Origin of the sequence: Sporosarcina sp. YIM B06819 (assembly GCF_033485175.1) — a bacterium.
Taxonomy (GTDB): Bacteria; Bacillota; Bacilli; order Bacillales_A; family Planococcaceae; genus Sporosarcina.
Window position 1 is genome coordinate 51,300 of sequence record NZ_JAWLIQ010000010.1, and the last position, 17,303, is coordinate 68,602.

Consider the following 17,303-nt stretch of genomic DNA (forward strand, 5'->3'; position numbering starts at 1 on the left):
ACTTATCAGTGCGGTAGCTCCAGTATTTGTTCTTCATCATTAAAGTAAAGGAAGTTTTCTTCTTCTAATTCGGTGAGTCTTTCCTTGTTAATGCCGAGCGATAGGTTGCCTTCAAAAATAGTTTCCCACCAAGTTTCTGTTGTTGTCATGTCCATATCCTCCTTAGTAGTCTTTGTTGTTTGAACATTCTTTTCCCTTAAATGTTATACTCTGAAACATAGAAGGTTGAAAAAGAATCGTAAGACCTATTCAAATCCTTCAATTGAATTCGTGAAAAAAAGGGGTTAATCTAATGAAAAAAACTACATTTGCCATCGTTGGTACAGGGATTGTTGGCGAACGCATCATTAAACAATTGTTACAAACTACGGGGGCGACAGTTGTTGCCTTGTTTGATGAAAATGGCAAACGTCTGCAAGAAATGACGGATACATACGGACTGTATGCGGCATCCTCTTATGACGAAGTACTTTCTCTAAAACCGGACTGGGTCTATATTGGTACACCACCCGTTTCTCACGCAACACTAAGTCAGCAAGCGATTGCGCAAGGATTGAACGTCTTATGTGAAAAGCCGCTTGCGCATAGTGTAGAAGATGGATTAGTCATGGCGGCAGCCGCTACCAACAATAGTGTCATTCAAACAGCGATGCATTTTCCGCTCTTATATAGTCCGGCAGTTAGGCATATGATGAAACTGGTCGATCGAGGCGCCATTGGTAAAATCACTCGAGTCGAGCTACAAGCGTATTTCCCACACTGGCCACGTGTGTGGCAGCAAAACCCTTGGATTGCTTCGCGTGAACAAGGCGGTTTCACGCGTGAGGTTTTTCCGCATTTTTTTCAGCTTATGTACAGGATGTTTGGTCAACTTACAATTAATTCCTACGAAACCATTTATCCTGAAGATGAAGCGCTTGCAGAAATTGGTGTCTTAGCAATCGGACAAACAGAGAGTGCTATTCCTTTCCTGTTGAATGGTGTATCTGGGATTGGTCAACAAGAAGAACTGTCATACACAGTATATGGAGCGGAAGGTGTTCTGAAACTGCGTAATTGGTCGGAACTTAGTAGCGCACAAAAAGACAGTCCTTTTGAAATATTGACTTCCTTCGATTCAGTGAATTCGCTGATAGAAGAATGTGTGTTAGCTGCTAATGGTGAACAGGCATTGCTTGTGTCATTCGATGAAGGACTTGAAGTGCAAAAGCTAATTGATCATCTACTGGAATAATCATAAATAAATGGAGGCATGGTTATGAACTTTACTACACAAGATGTGGAGACAATGATTGCTGAGCAACGCAGATTTTATTTTACAGGGGTAACGAGAACTGCGGCTTATCGTATTGCCATGCTGTCAAAATTGAAGGAAGCTATTATTTTAAATGAAGAAACTATTTCAGAAGCACTCCATAAAGATTTGCGGAAAAGTCCATTTGAATCGCATTTGACAGAAATCGGCATCGTTCTTTCTAGTATTTCGCATATGATTAAAAACCTGGAACAATGGATGGAACCGGAAATTGTGAAGACGCCTATGCATCTACAACCAGCAAAAAGCTTTGTCGTGCGTGAGCCATACGGATCTGTACTAATTATCGGACCATTCAATTATCCGTTCCAGCTTGTCATGGAACCGCTTATTGGTTCGATTGCTGGCGGTAATTGTGCGATTGTTAAACCGTCCGAGGCCGCTGTCCATACAGGAGAAATCACAAAGAAAATCTTGACGGAACTATTCCCGTCTGAGTTCGTCCGTGTTGTTGAAGGGGAGCAGAAAGAAACATCGGCCCTTATTCATGCATCATTTGACTTTATTTTCTTTACGGGCAGTGTAGCTGTTGGGAAAGTTGTTATGAAAGCGGCGGCAGAACGTTTGACACCGATTACGCTTGAATTAGGTGGGAAAAGTCCGGCGCTTGTGGATCAAACTGCAGATATAGCAAGAGCTGCTGAACGGATTGTATGGGGCAAGTTCGTCAACAATGGCCAGACCTGCGTTGCGCCTGATTATGTCCTTGTTCATCACAGCGTGAAAGACAAGCTCGTAAAAGCGATGAGTGCTGCGATTCTAGAATTTTACGGGAAAGTCGCTGCGGAAAGTGTGGATTACGGCAGAATCGTCAATGACAGGCATTTTAGCCGTTTACTGAAAATCCTTGAAAAGGATCATGCGCATGTCGTTTATGGCGGAGATTTTGACCGTGAGGATTTGTATATTGAACCGACATTGCTCGACAATGTGACATGGAATAGTGCTTCAATGGAGGATGAAATATTCGGTCCACTCTTACCCATTTTGACATACGAAAATCTCGGCGAGGCCGTGCATCACATCCGTCAATTGCCGAAACCACTTGCGGCTTATATGTTCACGGAAAATGAGCAGGCTTCACAGTATTTCATCGACAATTTACCATTTGGTGGTGGCTGCATCAATGATACGATTACCCATTTCGCTAATGGAAATTTACCATTTGGTGGTGTTGGACCCTCGGGAATGAATGCCTATCATGGAAAGTATAGTTTTGAAGCATTTACACATGCCAAAGCGATGATGAAAAAAAGTACCGCGTTGCCGATGAAGATTGCTTTCCCACCCTATGGCCAAAAACTGAAATTAGTAAAACCGCTTATCCGTTAAGGACAGCGGTTTTTCAGGTTTGATTAAGTTAGTGGAAGTGTAATGATGATTTCAGTGCCTTCATTCAGTTTACTGGTCACGGTCATTGTGCCTCCTTGGTCGACGATGATTTTTTTGGAAATCATCATACCTAGTCCTGTCCCTTCTTGTTTCGTCGTAAAGAAAGGCTTGTAGAGATTGTCCAATGTTTGCTGATCCATGCCAGGGCCGTTGTCGCGTATAGAAATTTTCACGTTATCCGTTTGGCGAGTCAGTGCCACTGTCAGGTCGCCGTTTTCATCCAACGCTTCGTATGCGTTTTTCAATAAATTGATAAAAACTTGCTTCATACCGTCTTCATTCCCACTAATCATTGTTGTATTTTCGGGAATAAGGATATCAAAAACAATCGAACGTCGAATAAATTCAGGTTCAAACAGTACAACTACATCCTGTAATGTTTGTTCAATGAAAAACGCAGTGGATTTCTTCAAATTGGGTTTAGATAGCACCAGGAACTCACTGACAATCATATCAATTCGCTTGATTTCTCTTTGCATAATATCTGTGTAAGCGTGATAGGGATTTGCAGGATCATTGTTCATAATTTGGATGAAACCTGAAATTGACGTCAGTGGATTGCGAACTTCATGGGCAACACTTGCGGCAATTTCACCAATCGCTTTGACCTTTTCGGTATCAATTAGCAGCTGTTCAGCTTGCAATTTTAGCGAAATGTCACGTGAGATGAATGTCATCGCGATAATCTCTTGTTGTTCATTGTAAATAGGTTTGATTGTCAATTCTGCGTCGAATATAGAGCCGTCTTGTCGCATTTCTTTTGTACGTAGCAGATGAAAGCTTTGCCCTTGTAATAGACACTTGGTTCGTTCCTCGACTTTGGCATCTTCAGAAGAGGGATATAGCTTTGGGTATTGTCCGATACAGTCCGCTTCTTTCCACCCATAGATTTTTTCAAATGCAGGATTGACTGCAATGATTTTCTGATCTAACCCAAAGACGACGATGGCATCCTCTGCATGCTCAAAAAAGAGATCAAGATAGCTTTCTTTTGACATGAGGATGGTGTCCATTCTTTTGTTTTCGGTAAACATGCTGTTCCACTGAGGGCTAATTTTAAAGGTATACAGCATACAAAGAAATGCGACTAAGAAGACAATGGAGACGACGTGAGAAACTTCCACTGCCTTGCTGTCAGCAAGATAACTAGCATTGTGCAAGTAGAAAAGAGTCACTAGTTGTGCACAAGTAATCGCCGTCATAAAGAAGTTGATGCGCGAAACGTTGTAGACGGTTGCTAGAATCATTGGGAATATCAAGTAGAGTAAGTTCGACAAATCAGGTACGAATAAGTTGATGAGAAATATGTATAAGTTGTAGGTAATAATGATGATTAGGCGCAAGGTAATGGGATTTATATCCTGCCGTTGCATGATTATGAGCGCAGCAATAGATACAACTCCAAACAGGGCGATGCTCGTTTCATAGAAATTGTTTAAAAAAGGTACAAAAATAAGATGAACAATGACGCCAGCAATGAAAAAAAGTATAATAAACTTATTGCGTGATTGGATGATTGTTGAATGTTCCATTGGGCACCTCGATAATAATAATCAATACTAAAACCTATCATACACGATTCAGCATCTACATAATATGACGAAATTCGATGTGATAGAAGGGGGAAATTAAAATGACACTGATTTTGAATGAACAACGGACAATTGACTTATTGAAAAAACTGGTAGAAACACCGAGCCCATCAGGCTATACGGAGAAAGTGATGGCGCTTATTACGCAACAACTCGATGACATGGGCATAGCTCATAAAAAGACTAATAAAGGAGCAGTTATCGCTACAATTGAGGGAGCAGATACGACAAGACATCGCCTGCTTACTGCCCATACAGATACATTAGGGGCGATGGTAAAAGAAATTAAAAGCGACGGACGTTTGAAATTAGCGATGGTTGGCGGTTTTAATTGGAATGCTGTGGAGGGGGAATATTGCCTTATTCATACAGCGAGTGGAAAAGAAGTACGTGGGACAATTTTAATGCATCAAACGACAGTGCATGTCTATAAAAACGCTGGAACTGCAGAGCGCAGTGTCGACAATATTGAGGTACGCCTTGATGAAAAAGTGACGGATGCAGCAGGTACTCGTGGACTTGGTATTGAAGTGGGTGACTTTGTATCCTTTGATCCGCGTTTTGAAGCAACAGCTAGCGGGTTTATCAAGTCGCGCCATTTGGATGATAAAGCGAGTACGGCGTTATTGCTAGAACTTGTGCGTTCACTGAAAGAGCAAGGAACTGTACTTCCTCATACAACGCATTTCTATGTTTCGAATAATGAAGAGATTGGTTACGGTGGTAACTCTAATATTCCTGAAGAAACGGTCGAGTATATCGCAGTAGATATGGGCGCAATTGGCGATGGGCAAACCTCGGATGAATATACGGTGTCGATTTGCGCCAAGGATTCGAGTGGGCCGTATCATTATGCGCTGACACAGCATTTGACGGGCCTTTGTAAAGAAGGGAACATTCCGTTTAAATTAGATATTTATCCGTATTACGGTTCGGATGCATCTGCTGCGATTCGGGCGGGCTTTGATGTCAAGCATGCCTTATTTGGACCGGGCATTGAATCATCTCATGCGTTGGAGCGGACACATATTGATTCACTGAAGGCGACTGCACGATTGCTTCACGCGTACGTTACTTCACCAATGATGGACTGAACGGAGGTTTTTTGATGGATACTGCAAAATTATTGTCAGTGTTGGCTGTTAAACAAGTAATGGGAACGATTCCGCCAACTGTGACGGATATCGCGGTGGATTCGCGCACAGTGAATGCCGGAGGGCTTTTTGTGTGCATCGAAGGATTTACGGTGGACGGTCATGATTACGTTGACAAAGCGGTTCAGAATGGCGCTAGGGTGATCGTGGCTTCGAAGCCTGTGACAGTAGATTTGGATCAAGTTGCGGTTGTCCTTGTCGATAATACGTCAAGGGCTATCGGTTTATTGGCAGCTTGTTTCTATGGTTATCCTTCGAAACAGATGACGATGATTGGTGTGACAGGGACAAATGGCAAGACGAGTGTCAGTGGCATTATCCAAGCTATTTTACAGCTAGCAGGTGAGAAGGCGGCTGCTTCAGGAACCATCGGCTTCAATGTAGATGGCATAGTATATGACACGGATAATACAACGCCTGATACATTGACGACGCAGGGGATGATTGCGCAGGCCGTAGCAGAAGGTTGTACGACGATGACGATGGAAGTGTCATCGCACGGACTTGTGGAAGGACGTCTAGCAGGTACGGAATTTGATATTGCCATTTTCACGAACTTGACGCATGACCATCTCGATTTTCATGGGACGATGGAGGCGTATGGATATGCTAAAGGATTGTTATTTTCGCAGCTTGGACAAAATTTGGACAAGCGTAAGTTTGCGATCGTAAACGCTGATGATGCGTGGAGTGCTAAGTTGAAGGAAATGACGTCGTATCCTGTTTTATCCTTTGGTATCCACAATGATGCCGTATTCCGGGGGAAAGATATTGTGTTAGCGGCGGATGGCACGACGTTTACGTTGACTACTCCTGAAGGGGAATTTAAAGTTGGCATGCAGTTGATTGGTGAATTCAGCGTTTATAACGCATTGGCTGTCATTGCGGCACTGTCTGCGAAAGGGATGGCGACCCGGGACATTATTGGCTATCTAGAGCAGGTACCTGCTGTGAAAGGACGAATGGAGCGCGTACAGACTGAATTACCATTAACGATTTATGTGGATTATGCCCATTCACCCGATGCGATTGAAAAAGCAATCGCGGCTGTTCTTCCTTATAAGAAGGCCGATAGCAAACTCATTTTTGTTATCGGTACGGGTGGTAACCGCGATCGCTTGAAGCGACCAATTATGGCGGAAAAAGCATCTGTTGCAGATTACGTGATCCTGACAACAGATGATCCGCGTGACGAGCCATACGAGTCGATAGTTGGAGAGTTAGCGGCAGGCATGCAACATAAAGGGTTTGCTTGCATCGGTGATCGTGCAGAAGCTGTACGTCATGCCGTAGCAGTTGCGGAGCGCGGGGATATTATTATTTTCGCAGGCAAAGGCCATGAGGATTATCAAATTATCGGCTCTACAAAATATCCACACTCTGATGCGGAAATTGCGCTGGCAGAGGCGGAGAAGAAATTTGGCACGGGTGTGGTAGAAAAATAAGTGGTAAAGAAGTCGTCCTGTTGTAGGGCGACTTTTTGATTGGGTGGAATTGATTGTGATAAAAAATTGTTGAAATCCCTACCCAATGCGTCTATGCTAAGAAAAGCGAAACAGAAGGAGATAACTTAAAATGGATAAACCTATACATGAAGAAATTGCATCACGGCGCACATTTGCGATTATTTCTCACCCGGATGCTGGTAAAACAACCATTACGGAAAAACTGCTTTATTTCGGCGGCGCAATCCGTGATGCGGGTACGGTTAAAGGAAAGAAAACAGGGAAATTTGCCACATCTGACTGGATGGAAATTGAGAAGCAGCGTGGAATTTCGGTTACATCGTCTGTTATGCAATTCGATTATGACGGCAAGCGCGTTAACATTCTCGACACACCTGGACACGAAGATTTCAGTGAAGATACGTACCGTACGTTAATGGCTGTCGATGCAGCTGTAATGATGGTCGACTCTGCCAAAGGGATTGAGCCACAGACAATCAAATTATTTAAGGTTTGTCGTATGCGTGGAATTCCAATCTTTACGTTCATTAACAAAATGGACCGTCAAGGGAAAGAGCCGCTTGAGCTGATGGAAGAATTAGAAGAAGTGTTAGGCATTGAATCATATGCCATGAACTGGCCAATTGGGATGGGAAAAGAATTCCTAGGCATTTATGATCGTTTTAATAATCGTATTGAACAAGTGCGCGTTGAAGAAGATAAACGTTTTCTTGCTTTGAATGAAGACGGCGAACTCGCAGAAGAACATCCAATGAAAGAAACATCTTATTATAAACAAGCACTCGAAGACGTTCTTTTATTAAACGAAGCAGGCAATGATTTTGATGAGCAGCGTGTGGCCAAAGGTGAATTGACGCCAGTATTCTTTGGGAGTGCATTGACAAACTTTGGTGTGCAAACGTTTTTAGAAACGTTTTTACAATTTGCGCCAGCACCACAATCACGTTTGACGAAAGATGAAGCAGAAGTTAATCCGTACTCAGAAGAGTTCTCAGGTTTCATCTTCAAAATCCAAGCGAATATGAATCCAATGCACAGGGACCGTATTGCGTTTGTTCGTATTGTATCAGGTGCATTTGAACGTGGGATGACTGTGACGGTGCCACGTATTTCGAAAACCTTTAAATTGACACAGACGACGCAGTTTCTTGCGGATGACCGTGAAACGGTGGATGAGGCAGTAGCTGGCGATATAATCGGCTTGCATGATACGGGGAACTACCAAATTGGTGATACGGTAATCGGTGGGAAATCGTCCTTCCAATTCGATGCGTTACCGCAGTTTACACCGGAGCTTTTTGTCCGCGTAACGGCGAAAAACGTTATGAAATCGAAGCATTTCCATAAAGGGATTTTACAACTTGTGCAAGAGGGAGCTATTCAGTATTACAGAACGCTTCATACAGAAGAAGTGTTGCTTGGTGCTGTTGGTCAACTGCAATTTGAAGTGTTCGAACATCGCATGAAAAATGAGTACAATGTTGAAGTGCGTATGGAACATGTCGGGTCAAAAGTAGCGCGCTGGATTGAAAACGAAAGCGACGTAAAAGAGTCGATGACAGGACCACGTGCCATGCTCGTGAAGGATCGCTATGATAATTTAGTGTTCTTGTTTGAAAATGACTTCGCGATGCGTTGGTTCCACGATAAATACCCGGATATCCGGTTGTATAGTTTGTTATAATTCATTACCTGGTAAGGCGGTTTATCCGTTTTATCAGGTTTTTTTTCACTGGATCATATCCGGTGTACTTTCGGCGAAATATTCACGATAGTATTATCGAAGAGTAGGTTTATCTATCACTAAAAAAACTTTCTCTCCCGCTACAAGCACAATTGGAAACTTATCGATCAATTGGCGGAAGTTATCGATCAATTGCTAAAGGTTATCAATCATTTCCCCAAACTTATCGATCAATTGGGCAGAGTTATAGTCATTTTGGGACCTTTGACTTATCAAGGTAACGAAGCCCTCTACTTACTTTAAGATCTCCCTTTCTTATTCAATCCAAAGCAATCCAAAAGCATTGTACAAGAAGTGTTTAGTATTTAATCAAAAAAAAGAAGCTGATATTTGAAGTCAGCCGGTACTTTCAATATGATTAGTGTACCTGTAGTTTGAAAGAAAGGACTGTGCTGTATGAAAATCAGTGACTTCTCCATAAAAAGACCTGTCTTTACGATTGTGACAATGTTTCTCGTTATTATTCTTGGAGCAGTGTCGTTTTTCCGCATACCTGTAACGCTCATTCCTGAATTGAATCCACCCATTGCGGTGGTTGTGACCAGTTATCCGGGGGCTTCACCGGCTGAGGTAAGTGAGAAATTAACGAAACCGCTGGAGAATAGTTTATCGACTGCGCCAGGATTGAAATCCATGCAATCCACATCGCAGGAAGGATCGAACTTCATTTTACTGATGTTTGATTGGTCAACGAATATTGACGATGTGCAGCTTGATATTATGCAGCGCGTGGATCAAATACCTGTTCCAGAAGGTGCCAATAAACCCCGGTTCATGAAATTTGACCCCTCTCAGTTTCCGGTTATTCAATTGTCCCTACGTGCAACAACGGAAGATGCTGATATTCGAAAAATTGCGGAACGGCTGGAAAAGGAATTACGCCGGACAGAAGGTGTAGCGAGCGTAACAGTTTCAGGAAAGTTAGTAGAAGAAGTACGAATTATTTTGGATCCACAAAAGCTGGAGTCCAATGGGCTTGCACAAGTAGATATTGTCCAAATGCTTCAGGGCAATAATGTGTCAATGCCGGGTGAGCCGATTCAAACACAGGGTGGTAAACAACTGACTACCCGTATCATCAGCACCTTAACCTCGATATCCGATATTAGGAGTGTCATTGTCGGCGCAAATCCCTTAACGGGTGACAAAGTAACGATTGGGGATGTCGCAGATGTGGCGCTCGTTGAAGCAGAATCAGCGACAAAAACACGTGCGAACGATCAGCAAGCCGTTTTGATGTCGGTTTTACAAGAGTCGGGCTCAAACACAGCGGATGTCTCGACAGCATTTAAAGCATCACTGGACAAACTGCTTGAAAAAGAAGAATTTGCAGGTGTTGAATCCGATATTTTGTTTGATCAAGGCGATTATGTCAAGCTCGCTATCGGCAATATAGGCCAGACACTGCTATTGGGCGGTGTTTTCGCAATGCTCGTCTTGTTCTTGTTCCTGCGGAGTGTAAAAAGCCCAATTATCATCGGGATTGCTATTCCTTATTCCGTCATTGTGACATTTGTGTTGATGTATTTTGCCAATTTCTCGCTCAATATTATGACACTGGGTGCGCTAGCACTTGGTATAGGCATGTTGGTTGATAATGCCATTGTCGTTATTGAAAATATTGAGCGTCATTTAGCGATGGGCAAGGAACCCAAACAGGCGGCCGTTGAAGGAACTAAAGAAGTTGGCGGAGCAATTACCGCCTCGACCCTGACAACATTAGCTGTATTTGTCCCGGTCATCTTCATCAGCGGCTTGATTGGTCAAATCTTTACAGAGTTTGCCTTAACGATTTCGTTTAGTTTGTTTGCATCCCTTGTCGTAGCTTTGACAGTTGTGCCAATGATGGCGAGTCGTATGCTGAAGAAACCTAAGCGCAATGTGGAAGCACGTAGACGACGTTCAAGAAAATTAGGCAACTTTGAGAAGTCTGTGAAATGGGCATTGAACTATCGTTTTGTCGTGTTGTTCGTGACGGCGGTTTTATTGGTGTTGAGTGGTTTTGGTTTATTCAAAGTGGGGACTGAATTCCTTCCTGCGACGGATGAAGGATTTGTTAGTATTACTGTCAAGCTGCCGAATGGTTCTTCTCCAAACGCGACAGATGAAGTTGTGAAGCGTATTGAGGCTCAATTGAAAGAAGAGCAAGATGTAGAAGTGTACGTGAGTCTTGTTGGAGGCACGCAGGAAGGCTTGGCGCAAGGCTCGTCAAAAGCGAATGTGGGGGAGATTTATGTCAAGCTTGTACCGCTTGCAGACCGACAACGTTCCATTTTTGAGTTTGTGGATACTGTGCAACCGAAAGTGGTGAAGGAAGTTGGGGATACAGCGCAGATTGGTTTTGTAATGCAAACTGCAGCAGGATCCAGCCCAAATACATTGACGTTTGCCTTGAATGACACAAATGAAGCACGATTGACTGAAGCAGTGACGGAGTTGAACCGTGAACTCATTGCACTTGATTCGGTGATGGAAGTGACGAATAACTTACAAAATACGGTCGATGAAATTCGAATTGAAGTGGATCGCGACAAAGCATCCGCTCAAGGATTGACACCGTATCATATTGCGCAAACTGTTAATAGTGTCACGCGTGGGACTATTGCCACGCAAATTATTGGTAAAAATGATGAAGTGTTTGCGGTTAATGTGCAATATGATAAGAAGTTCCGGAATAGTATAGAGCGTTTGAAAAAATTAAAATTACGGACAGCCGCGGGGACTTTTGTGTCACTAAGCGAAGTAGCAGATGTGTCGATTGCACAAGGACCTGTGTCGATTCAAAGAGTCGATCAAGCGCATTCGGTTACATTTAATGTGAAATATGAGTCGTCACAGACACTTGGTGATATGACGAAGAAAGTGAATGAAATCATTAAGGAAATGAAGATGCCAGAGGAAATTGAACTTACGTATAGTGGTGATCGAGAATTGTTTGACAGTGCGATTGACGACATGCTGATGGCGTTGGCACTTGCGGTAGTGCTCGTTTATATTGTGATGGCAGCACAGTTTGAATCGTTCAACTATCCGTTTGTCATCATGTTCTCCATCCCCTTAATGGTGATTGGTGTGGCAGCAGGTCTTTATATGACGAGCACGCCCATTAGTGTGACAGCGATTATCGGTGTACTGGTCCTTGTTGGAATTGTCGTCAACAATGGGATTGTCCTTGTGGATTATATTAATCAGCGCAAAGAGGCAGGGCTTAGCTCGTATGACGCGATTATTGCTTCAGTGAGGGATCGAGTGCGTCCAATCCTGATGACGGCTCTGACGACGATTTTGGGGCTGTTACCTCTCGCGCTTGGACTTGGTGAAGGAACTGAAATGAACCAGCCAATGGGCATTGCAGTAATCGGAGGCTTGTTGAGTTCGACGCTATTGACTCTCTATGTTGTGCCGATTATTTATAGCTTATTTGACCGAGAAACGAGAAGGCGTGCAGTTGGGGATAAATGATGGAGGAGCTTCCTGTAATGGGAGGCTCTTTTTTACTTTGAATGTGCCAGGGGATTAGCTGTCACAATTCGCGGAAGGATGCGAATGATGTCAGTAACTGGACACCGGGTAGGGAGAATTGTGTTAGTATCGGAAAGTTTTTGTAGGCGGAATATTCTTTCAAGTTGAAGTGGCAGATGTTATACTTGTAAAATAATAAGGGGGTTGACTATGGGGGCGCATTTTTTCACGGGATTTCCTGGTTTTATTGCGACAGAATTGATCAAAGAGCTGGTTCGTCTTGGGCAAGTAGAGAAATTATATGCAGTGGTGCAAGCAGGGCAAGGGGAACTTGCGAAGAGCAAAGCGGCTTCGATAATGGCGGAGATGAATGCGACCATCCCGTTTGATATTATTGTTGGTGACATTACGCAAGAAAATTTTGGGATGGATCAACAGATAATGGATCAGTTGAATAGTGAGATGTTAACCGTGTGGCATCTGGCGGCAATTTACGATTTGGCTGTCAAAGCAGAAATTGCCTGGGACGTCAATGTGGAAGGGACGAGGCAAGTGAATACGTTTGTGCGCAACCATCCCTCTATCACGCGATATATGTACTTCAGCACGGCTTATGTGGCTGGGAAACGTGAAGGGATGTTGCTTGAAACAGAATTGCTACGTCCGACTGCTTTTAAAAATCATTATGAGGAAACCAAATTTGAAGCGGAATTACTAGTCGAGGAACTGAAATCCGATGTAGCTGTGACGATTATCCGCCCAGGAATCGTGCGTGGTCATTCCGAAACGGGGCAGACAATTAAGTTTGATGGGCCTTATTTTTTTATGAATATGATCGACCGTTTAAAATGGATGCCGATTATTCCATACGTCGGTAAGACAACAGCGTGCATAAATGTCGTACCCATTGACTATATAATTAATGCCACAGTCTTCCTTGCAAGTAGAGCAGAAGCAGCTGGCCAAACCATCCATTTAACAGATCCATCTCCTCATCCGATTGAAGAGATTTACGAAGCAATGGTTTTCGAACTAACAGGAAAAAGACCTAAAGGAAGATTGCCGCTTGTGTTGGCGGAAAAAGGGCTGTCATCGATTCGATTGCAACGCAAACTAGGCGTTGAAGCGCAAACGATGGATTATTTAACGTGGAATGCCACATTCGATACAGCGATTGCACAAAAGCTTCTTGCAGGAAGTGGTATTAGCTGTGCTGACTTTCTCCAATCCATTCCCTCCATGACAGCATTTTATGAGGATAATAAAAACAATCCCGATTTTCATATAAAAATCGGCTGACTAATTGTTTACAAATATGATTTTAGTGGTATAATAAAACAAAAGTACCCAACAACTTAATAAACTTTGACATCATGTCAAGGGGGAGTAGCTTTAGGGAAACCTATTTCATAGTCGTCAATACATGGCTGACGCCATCGGTTATGATAGCTAGATTTTTGTAAACCAAAATTCTGACTTTGCGAGACCTTTGCCTTTTATTAGGTGAGGGTCTTTTTTGTTTGAAAAAAAGTGTAGGAGGAATGGATTTGGAAGCAATATTATTAGAATACGCATGGGTACTAGTTGTACTGATTGTACTGGAAGGTTTACTGGCAGCAGATAATGCGGTCGTTATGGCGGTTATGGTGAAGCATTTACCGCGTGAACAGCAGAAGAAAGCCCTATTTTACGGTTTATTAGGTGCATTTGTATTCCGTTTTGCTGCGCTATTTATGATCACGCTACTTGTTAATATTTGGCAAATACAAGCGCTTGGAGCAGCTTATCTGTTATTTATATCGATTAAAAGCCTCATTGATCAGCGAAAAGGTGAGGAATCTCATCCAGATGATAAACCGCGTAAAAAATCTGGTTTCTGGATGACGGTTGTGAAGGTCGAGCTTGCGGATATTGCTTTTGCCCTAGATTCTATGTTGGCAGCTGTTGCACTTGCGGTAACACTTCCGGAACTTGGTAATTTCCATATCGGTGGTATCAATGGTGGGCAATTTATAGTCATGCTATTGGGTGGTATTATCGGATTGGTTATTATGCGTTTTGCAGCTCGGCAGTTCGTGGTTCTATTGGAGAAATTTCCGTCATTGGAAACTGCAGCCTTTTTGATTGTAGGTTGGGTAGGTGTTAAATTACTCGTTCTTACATTGGCGCATCAGAAATTGCAAATTATCGATGTGGACTTCCCTCATTCAACTGTGTGGAAAATGACATTCTGGATTGTTCTAGTAGGGATTGCTGTTGGTGGTTATTTGATCGGAGTCAGGAATAGTCATAAGAAAAAATAATATTCGTAAAGAAGATGTCGTGAACCGTATACGGCATCTTTTTTTTGTTATTTTTTAGTTTCTCCTTTCATTTTTGCATCAACTTCTCTAAAATGGGTACAACACCTTTGAACAGCCGAAAGGATAGGCGATACAGTTGAAATTTACTCGAGAAAATTTTCGGAGATTCACACCTGCACAAATTATTGTTTTTTATTATTTTTTGGCCATTGCCTTTTCGGTTCTATTGCTAAATTTACCCGGTGTTTATAAGCCAGGTGTCCAGGTGGATTTCATTGATAGTCTTTTTACGGCGGTCAGTGCGGTTAGCGTAACGGGCCTGACGACGATTAGTATTTGGGAGACGTATACCGTGTTTGGATTGTGCATGATTATGGTTGTGCTCCAATTTGGCGGTATTGGCATTATGTCAATCGGGACTTTTTTTTGGTTACTCGTTAAAAAACGAATTGGCTTGCGGGAACGTCAGTTAATCATGGTCGATCACAATCAATATAGTTTAGCCGGGGTTGTCCATCTGATCAGAGAACTTGTTAAAATCATCTTTTTAATTGAAATTTTAGGTGGCTTATTATTAACCGTTTATATGACGCAGTTTTATGATACGTTTGGTGAAGCGCTACTGAATGGTACGTTCATGGCGGTATCAGCAACGACGAATGCGGGCTTTGATATTACAGGTGCATCGATGGTCCCTTATTTTAATGACTATTTTGTTCAATCGGTGACAATGATTTTGATTATTCTCGGAGCCATTGGTTTTCCAGTGCTAATTGAAGTGAAAAGTTATTTTTCGAAAAAGGTGCCGCATTTCCGTTTTTCCTTGTTTACAAAAATAACAACTGCGACATTTGGTTTCCTGTTGGTTTGGGGAACGGTGATGATTTTTATACTGGAGTCTTTTCACTCATTTAAAGGAATGGCTTGGCATGAAAAATTCTTCACTTCGTTGTTTCACTCGGTATCATCTAGATCTGCAGGATTGACAACGCATGATATTACGAACTTTAGTGAGGCGACGGATATTTTCATTAGCTCCCTAATGTTTATAGGCGCATCGCCAAGCTCAGTTGGGGGTGGAATCCGGACGACGACGTTTGCGATTGCTATTCTATTTCTCATTAACTTTGCACGCGGCCATGAAGTGATCAATGTCTTTAACAGGGAAATTAAGTTAATAGACGTGTTTCGTTCTTATGCCGTTATTCTTGTTGCAATTGTTATGGTCATGACGGCATTGCTGATCTTGCTTATTACAGAACCAGGCGTACCAGCTGTTGCACTGCTATTTGAAATTACATCTGCCTTCGGGACCTGTGGTATGTCATTAGGCATCACATCAGATCTTTCTAGCACGGGAAAATTGATTATTATGGTATTGATGTTCATCGGGCGAGTTGGAATTATTTCATTCCTCTATACACTAGGAGGAAAAACAAAGAAACCACATTATCGTTTCCCGAAAGAGCGAGTGATAATTGGCTAATAAACAAGGCTGTCCCCTGGAATTGGGAACAGCCTTGTTTTTATTTTTTACAGGAACTTTATGTATCCAATAGCATTAAGCGTTCTATACTCTATTTTGGCAAACTGCAATAATTTTGTATCCCCGTAGCGTTCTACAAATTATTAACTTTCATCTGCCGATTGACAATGTGATCTTATACTTTTTATTTATATCTAGCCTAAAGTAATTACTAACTAAATTAATGTTTTCCGCCTATCGGCTCACCATTTATATCAATGACTATTTTTGTAGGTTCAGTGATAGTGGTATCAGTGTGACCGGCTAGATTGATAAATATTCCTAAGGCTATTAGAAATGAAGTTATTACCTTGTATGTGCTCTTATTTTTCTTCATCATGATTACCTCCCCTCGATATGTTATAATTCATCACTATAAGGTAAGATGTTCTTAGGGTATATAGGATGTTATGCGAAATTGTGACAATTGTGAGGGATGTGCAGTGGGCGATTTAGGGGAAAAGATTTCTTACTTTCGGAAGGCTAAAGGGCTGACGATTAAAGAACTGGCAGAAGACTTATGTGATGATTCTACTATTTACAGATTAGAAAAAGGTAAACAACTTCCGAGGCTAGAAATCTTGAGCGATATTTGTCTGAAATTAGAAATTCCGTTTAAAGCCTTATTTCCTTTTGATGAAGAGGTAGACCAGTTGAAAAAAATGTGTAGGGAATTTACGTATATTGAAGACTTTTTGTCCTTAGAAATAGCCTTAGAAGAATGCGATAAGGTATTAGAAGAATTAGATTTTACTTATTCTAGGGCGGAGTTTAAAAAGTTTATTTTATGGCATCAGGCAATACTTCTTCATAAAAAAGAACATAATGCTGTTGAAGCATTAAAGATATTAACAAGTCTGGTAGATTTAAAAAGATGTGTTTCAGAACTTGATATTAGTATCATGAATTCAATTGGCCTTATCCATTTATCCACTAAAAATATAGATGCAGCACTTGAAATATACAAAGACATCTACCCGAAAATTAATAATAAAAAAGTTGTAGAAGATGTGACCCTCTTACCTAGGGTGGGGTATAACTATGCTCATTCTATGTATACATTACAAAGCTATGGCGATGCATTAGAGATCATGCAAGAGGTTCTCTATTATGTAGAAACGCATCAGTTGATATATTTATTAGGAGAGATTTATCATATGATTGGTATTTCATCTACGAAAAAAGGGTATTTAATAGACGCGGAAGAAGCTTTCAAAAATGCGATTTTAGTATTTACCTTGACTAAACAGCCGCAATATCTTGCAATAGCGGAAGAGGATTTAGCCGAACTTATCAATCAATAGCTATAAGGCAGTTAAATAAAAGGTTTCCAACGAGTCAGAAGCTAAA

13 protein-coding genes are annotated in these 17,303 nt (G+C 41.9%); 10 read left to right on the top strand and 3 right to left on the bottom strand.

Annotated features, from left to right (window positions below; genetic code table 11):
- Positions 1-5: 5 nt before the first annotated feature.
- Positions 6-149 (bottom strand): hypothetical protein, encoded by a 144-nt coding sequence (locus R2B72_RS08075; protein WP_318615947.1) that lies wholly within the window; start codon positions 147-149, stop codon positions 6-8.
- 143 nt (positions 150-292) lie between these two features.
- On the opposite strand from R2B72_RS08075, the gene R2B72_RS08080 reads away from it, so the two are divergent.
- The gene (locus tag R2B72_RS08080; RefSeq protein ID WP_318615948.1) at positions 293-1,234 is read left to right on the top strand and encodes a Gfo/Idh/MocA family oxidoreductase; all 942 of its coding nucleotides are present in this window, start codon (positions 293-295) and stop codon (positions 1,232-1,234) included.
- A gap of 24 nt (positions 1,235-1,258) precedes the next feature.
- A complete protein-coding gene (locus tag R2B72_RS08085; protein ID WP_318615949.1) occupies positions 1,259-2,647 on the top strand; it encodes an aldehyde dehydrogenase in 1,389 nt (462 codons plus the stop codon).
- A gap of 23 nt (positions 2,648-2,670) precedes the next feature.
- On the opposite strand, the gene R2B72_RS08090 is transcribed toward R2B72_RS08085, so the two are convergent.
- The gene (locus R2B72_RS08090; protein WP_318615950.1) at positions 2,671-4,239 is read right to left on the bottom strand and encodes an ATP-binding protein; all 1,569 of its coding nucleotides are present in this window, start codon (positions 4,237-4,239) and stop codon (positions 2,671-2,673) included.
- A 107-nt stretch (positions 4,240-4,346) separates the two neighbouring features.
- Between R2B72_RS08090 and R2B72_RS08095 the strand changes: the two genes are divergently transcribed.
- From R2B72_RS08095 to R2B72_RS08125, 7 genes are all read left to right on the top strand, one after another.
- Positions 4,347-5,393 carry a M42 family metallopeptidase gene (locus tag R2B72_RS08095; protein WP_318616060.1) on the top strand — a complete coding sequence of 349 codons (1,047 nt, stop codon included), beginning with the start codon at positions 4,347-4,349 and terminating at the stop codon, positions 5,391-5,393.
- 14 nt (positions 5,394-5,407) lie between these two features.
- On the top strand, positions 5,408-6,898 hold the full coding sequence (locus R2B72_RS08100) for a UDP-N-acetylmuramoyl-L-alanyl-D-glutamate--2,6-diaminopimelate ligase (RefSeq protein ID WP_318615951.1): 1,491 nt from the start codon (positions 5,408-5,410) through the stop codon (positions 6,896-6,898).
- A 130-nt stretch (positions 6,899-7,028) separates the two neighbouring features.
- Complete coding sequence (locus tag R2B72_RS08105) at positions 7,029-8,603, top strand: peptide chain release factor 3 (RefSeq protein ID WP_318615952.1); 1,575 nt, start codon at positions 7,029-7,031, stop codon at positions 8,601-8,603.
- A 456-nt stretch (positions 8,604-9,059) separates the two neighbouring features.
- Complete coding sequence (locus tag R2B72_RS08110; RefSeq protein WP_318615953.1) at positions 9,060-12,125, top strand: efflux RND transporter permease subunit; 3,066 nt, start codon at positions 9,060-9,062, stop codon at positions 12,123-12,125.
- A gap of 210 nt (positions 12,126-12,335) precedes the next feature.
- A complete protein-coding gene (locus R2B72_RS08115) occupies positions 12,336-13,424 on the top strand; it encodes an SDR family oxidoreductase (RefSeq protein ID WP_318615954.1) in 1,089 nt (362 codons plus the stop codon).
- Positions 13,425-13,672: 248 nt separating this feature from the next.
- A complete protein-coding gene (locus R2B72_RS08120; RefSeq protein ID WP_318615955.1) occupies positions 13,673-14,428 on the top strand; it encodes a TerC family protein in 756 nt (251 codons plus the stop codon).
- A 136-nt stretch (positions 14,429-14,564) separates the two neighbouring features.
- Positions 14,565-15,914, top strand: coding sequence for a TrkH family potassium uptake protein (locus R2B72_RS08125; RefSeq protein ID WP_318615956.1), 1,350 nt, complete (start codon positions 14,565-14,567; stop codon positions 15,912-15,914).
- 220 nt (positions 15,915-16,134) lie between these two features.
- Here R2B72_RS08125 and R2B72_RS08130 read toward each other — a convergent pair whose 3' ends face one another.
- Positions 16,135-16,290 carry a hypothetical protein gene (locus R2B72_RS08130; RefSeq protein ID WP_318615957.1) on the bottom strand — a complete coding sequence of 52 codons (156 nt, stop codon included), beginning with the start codon at positions 16,288-16,290 and terminating at the stop codon, positions 16,135-16,137.
- A 106-nt stretch (positions 16,291-16,396) separates the two neighbouring features.
- Between R2B72_RS08130 and R2B72_RS08135 the strand changes: the two genes are divergently transcribed.
- The gene (locus R2B72_RS08135) at positions 16,397-17,257 is read left to right on the top strand and encodes a helix-turn-helix domain-containing protein (protein ID WP_318615958.1); all 861 of its coding nucleotides are present in this window, start codon (positions 16,397-16,399) and stop codon (positions 17,255-17,257) included.
- Positions 17,258-17,303 lie beyond the last annotated feature (46 nt).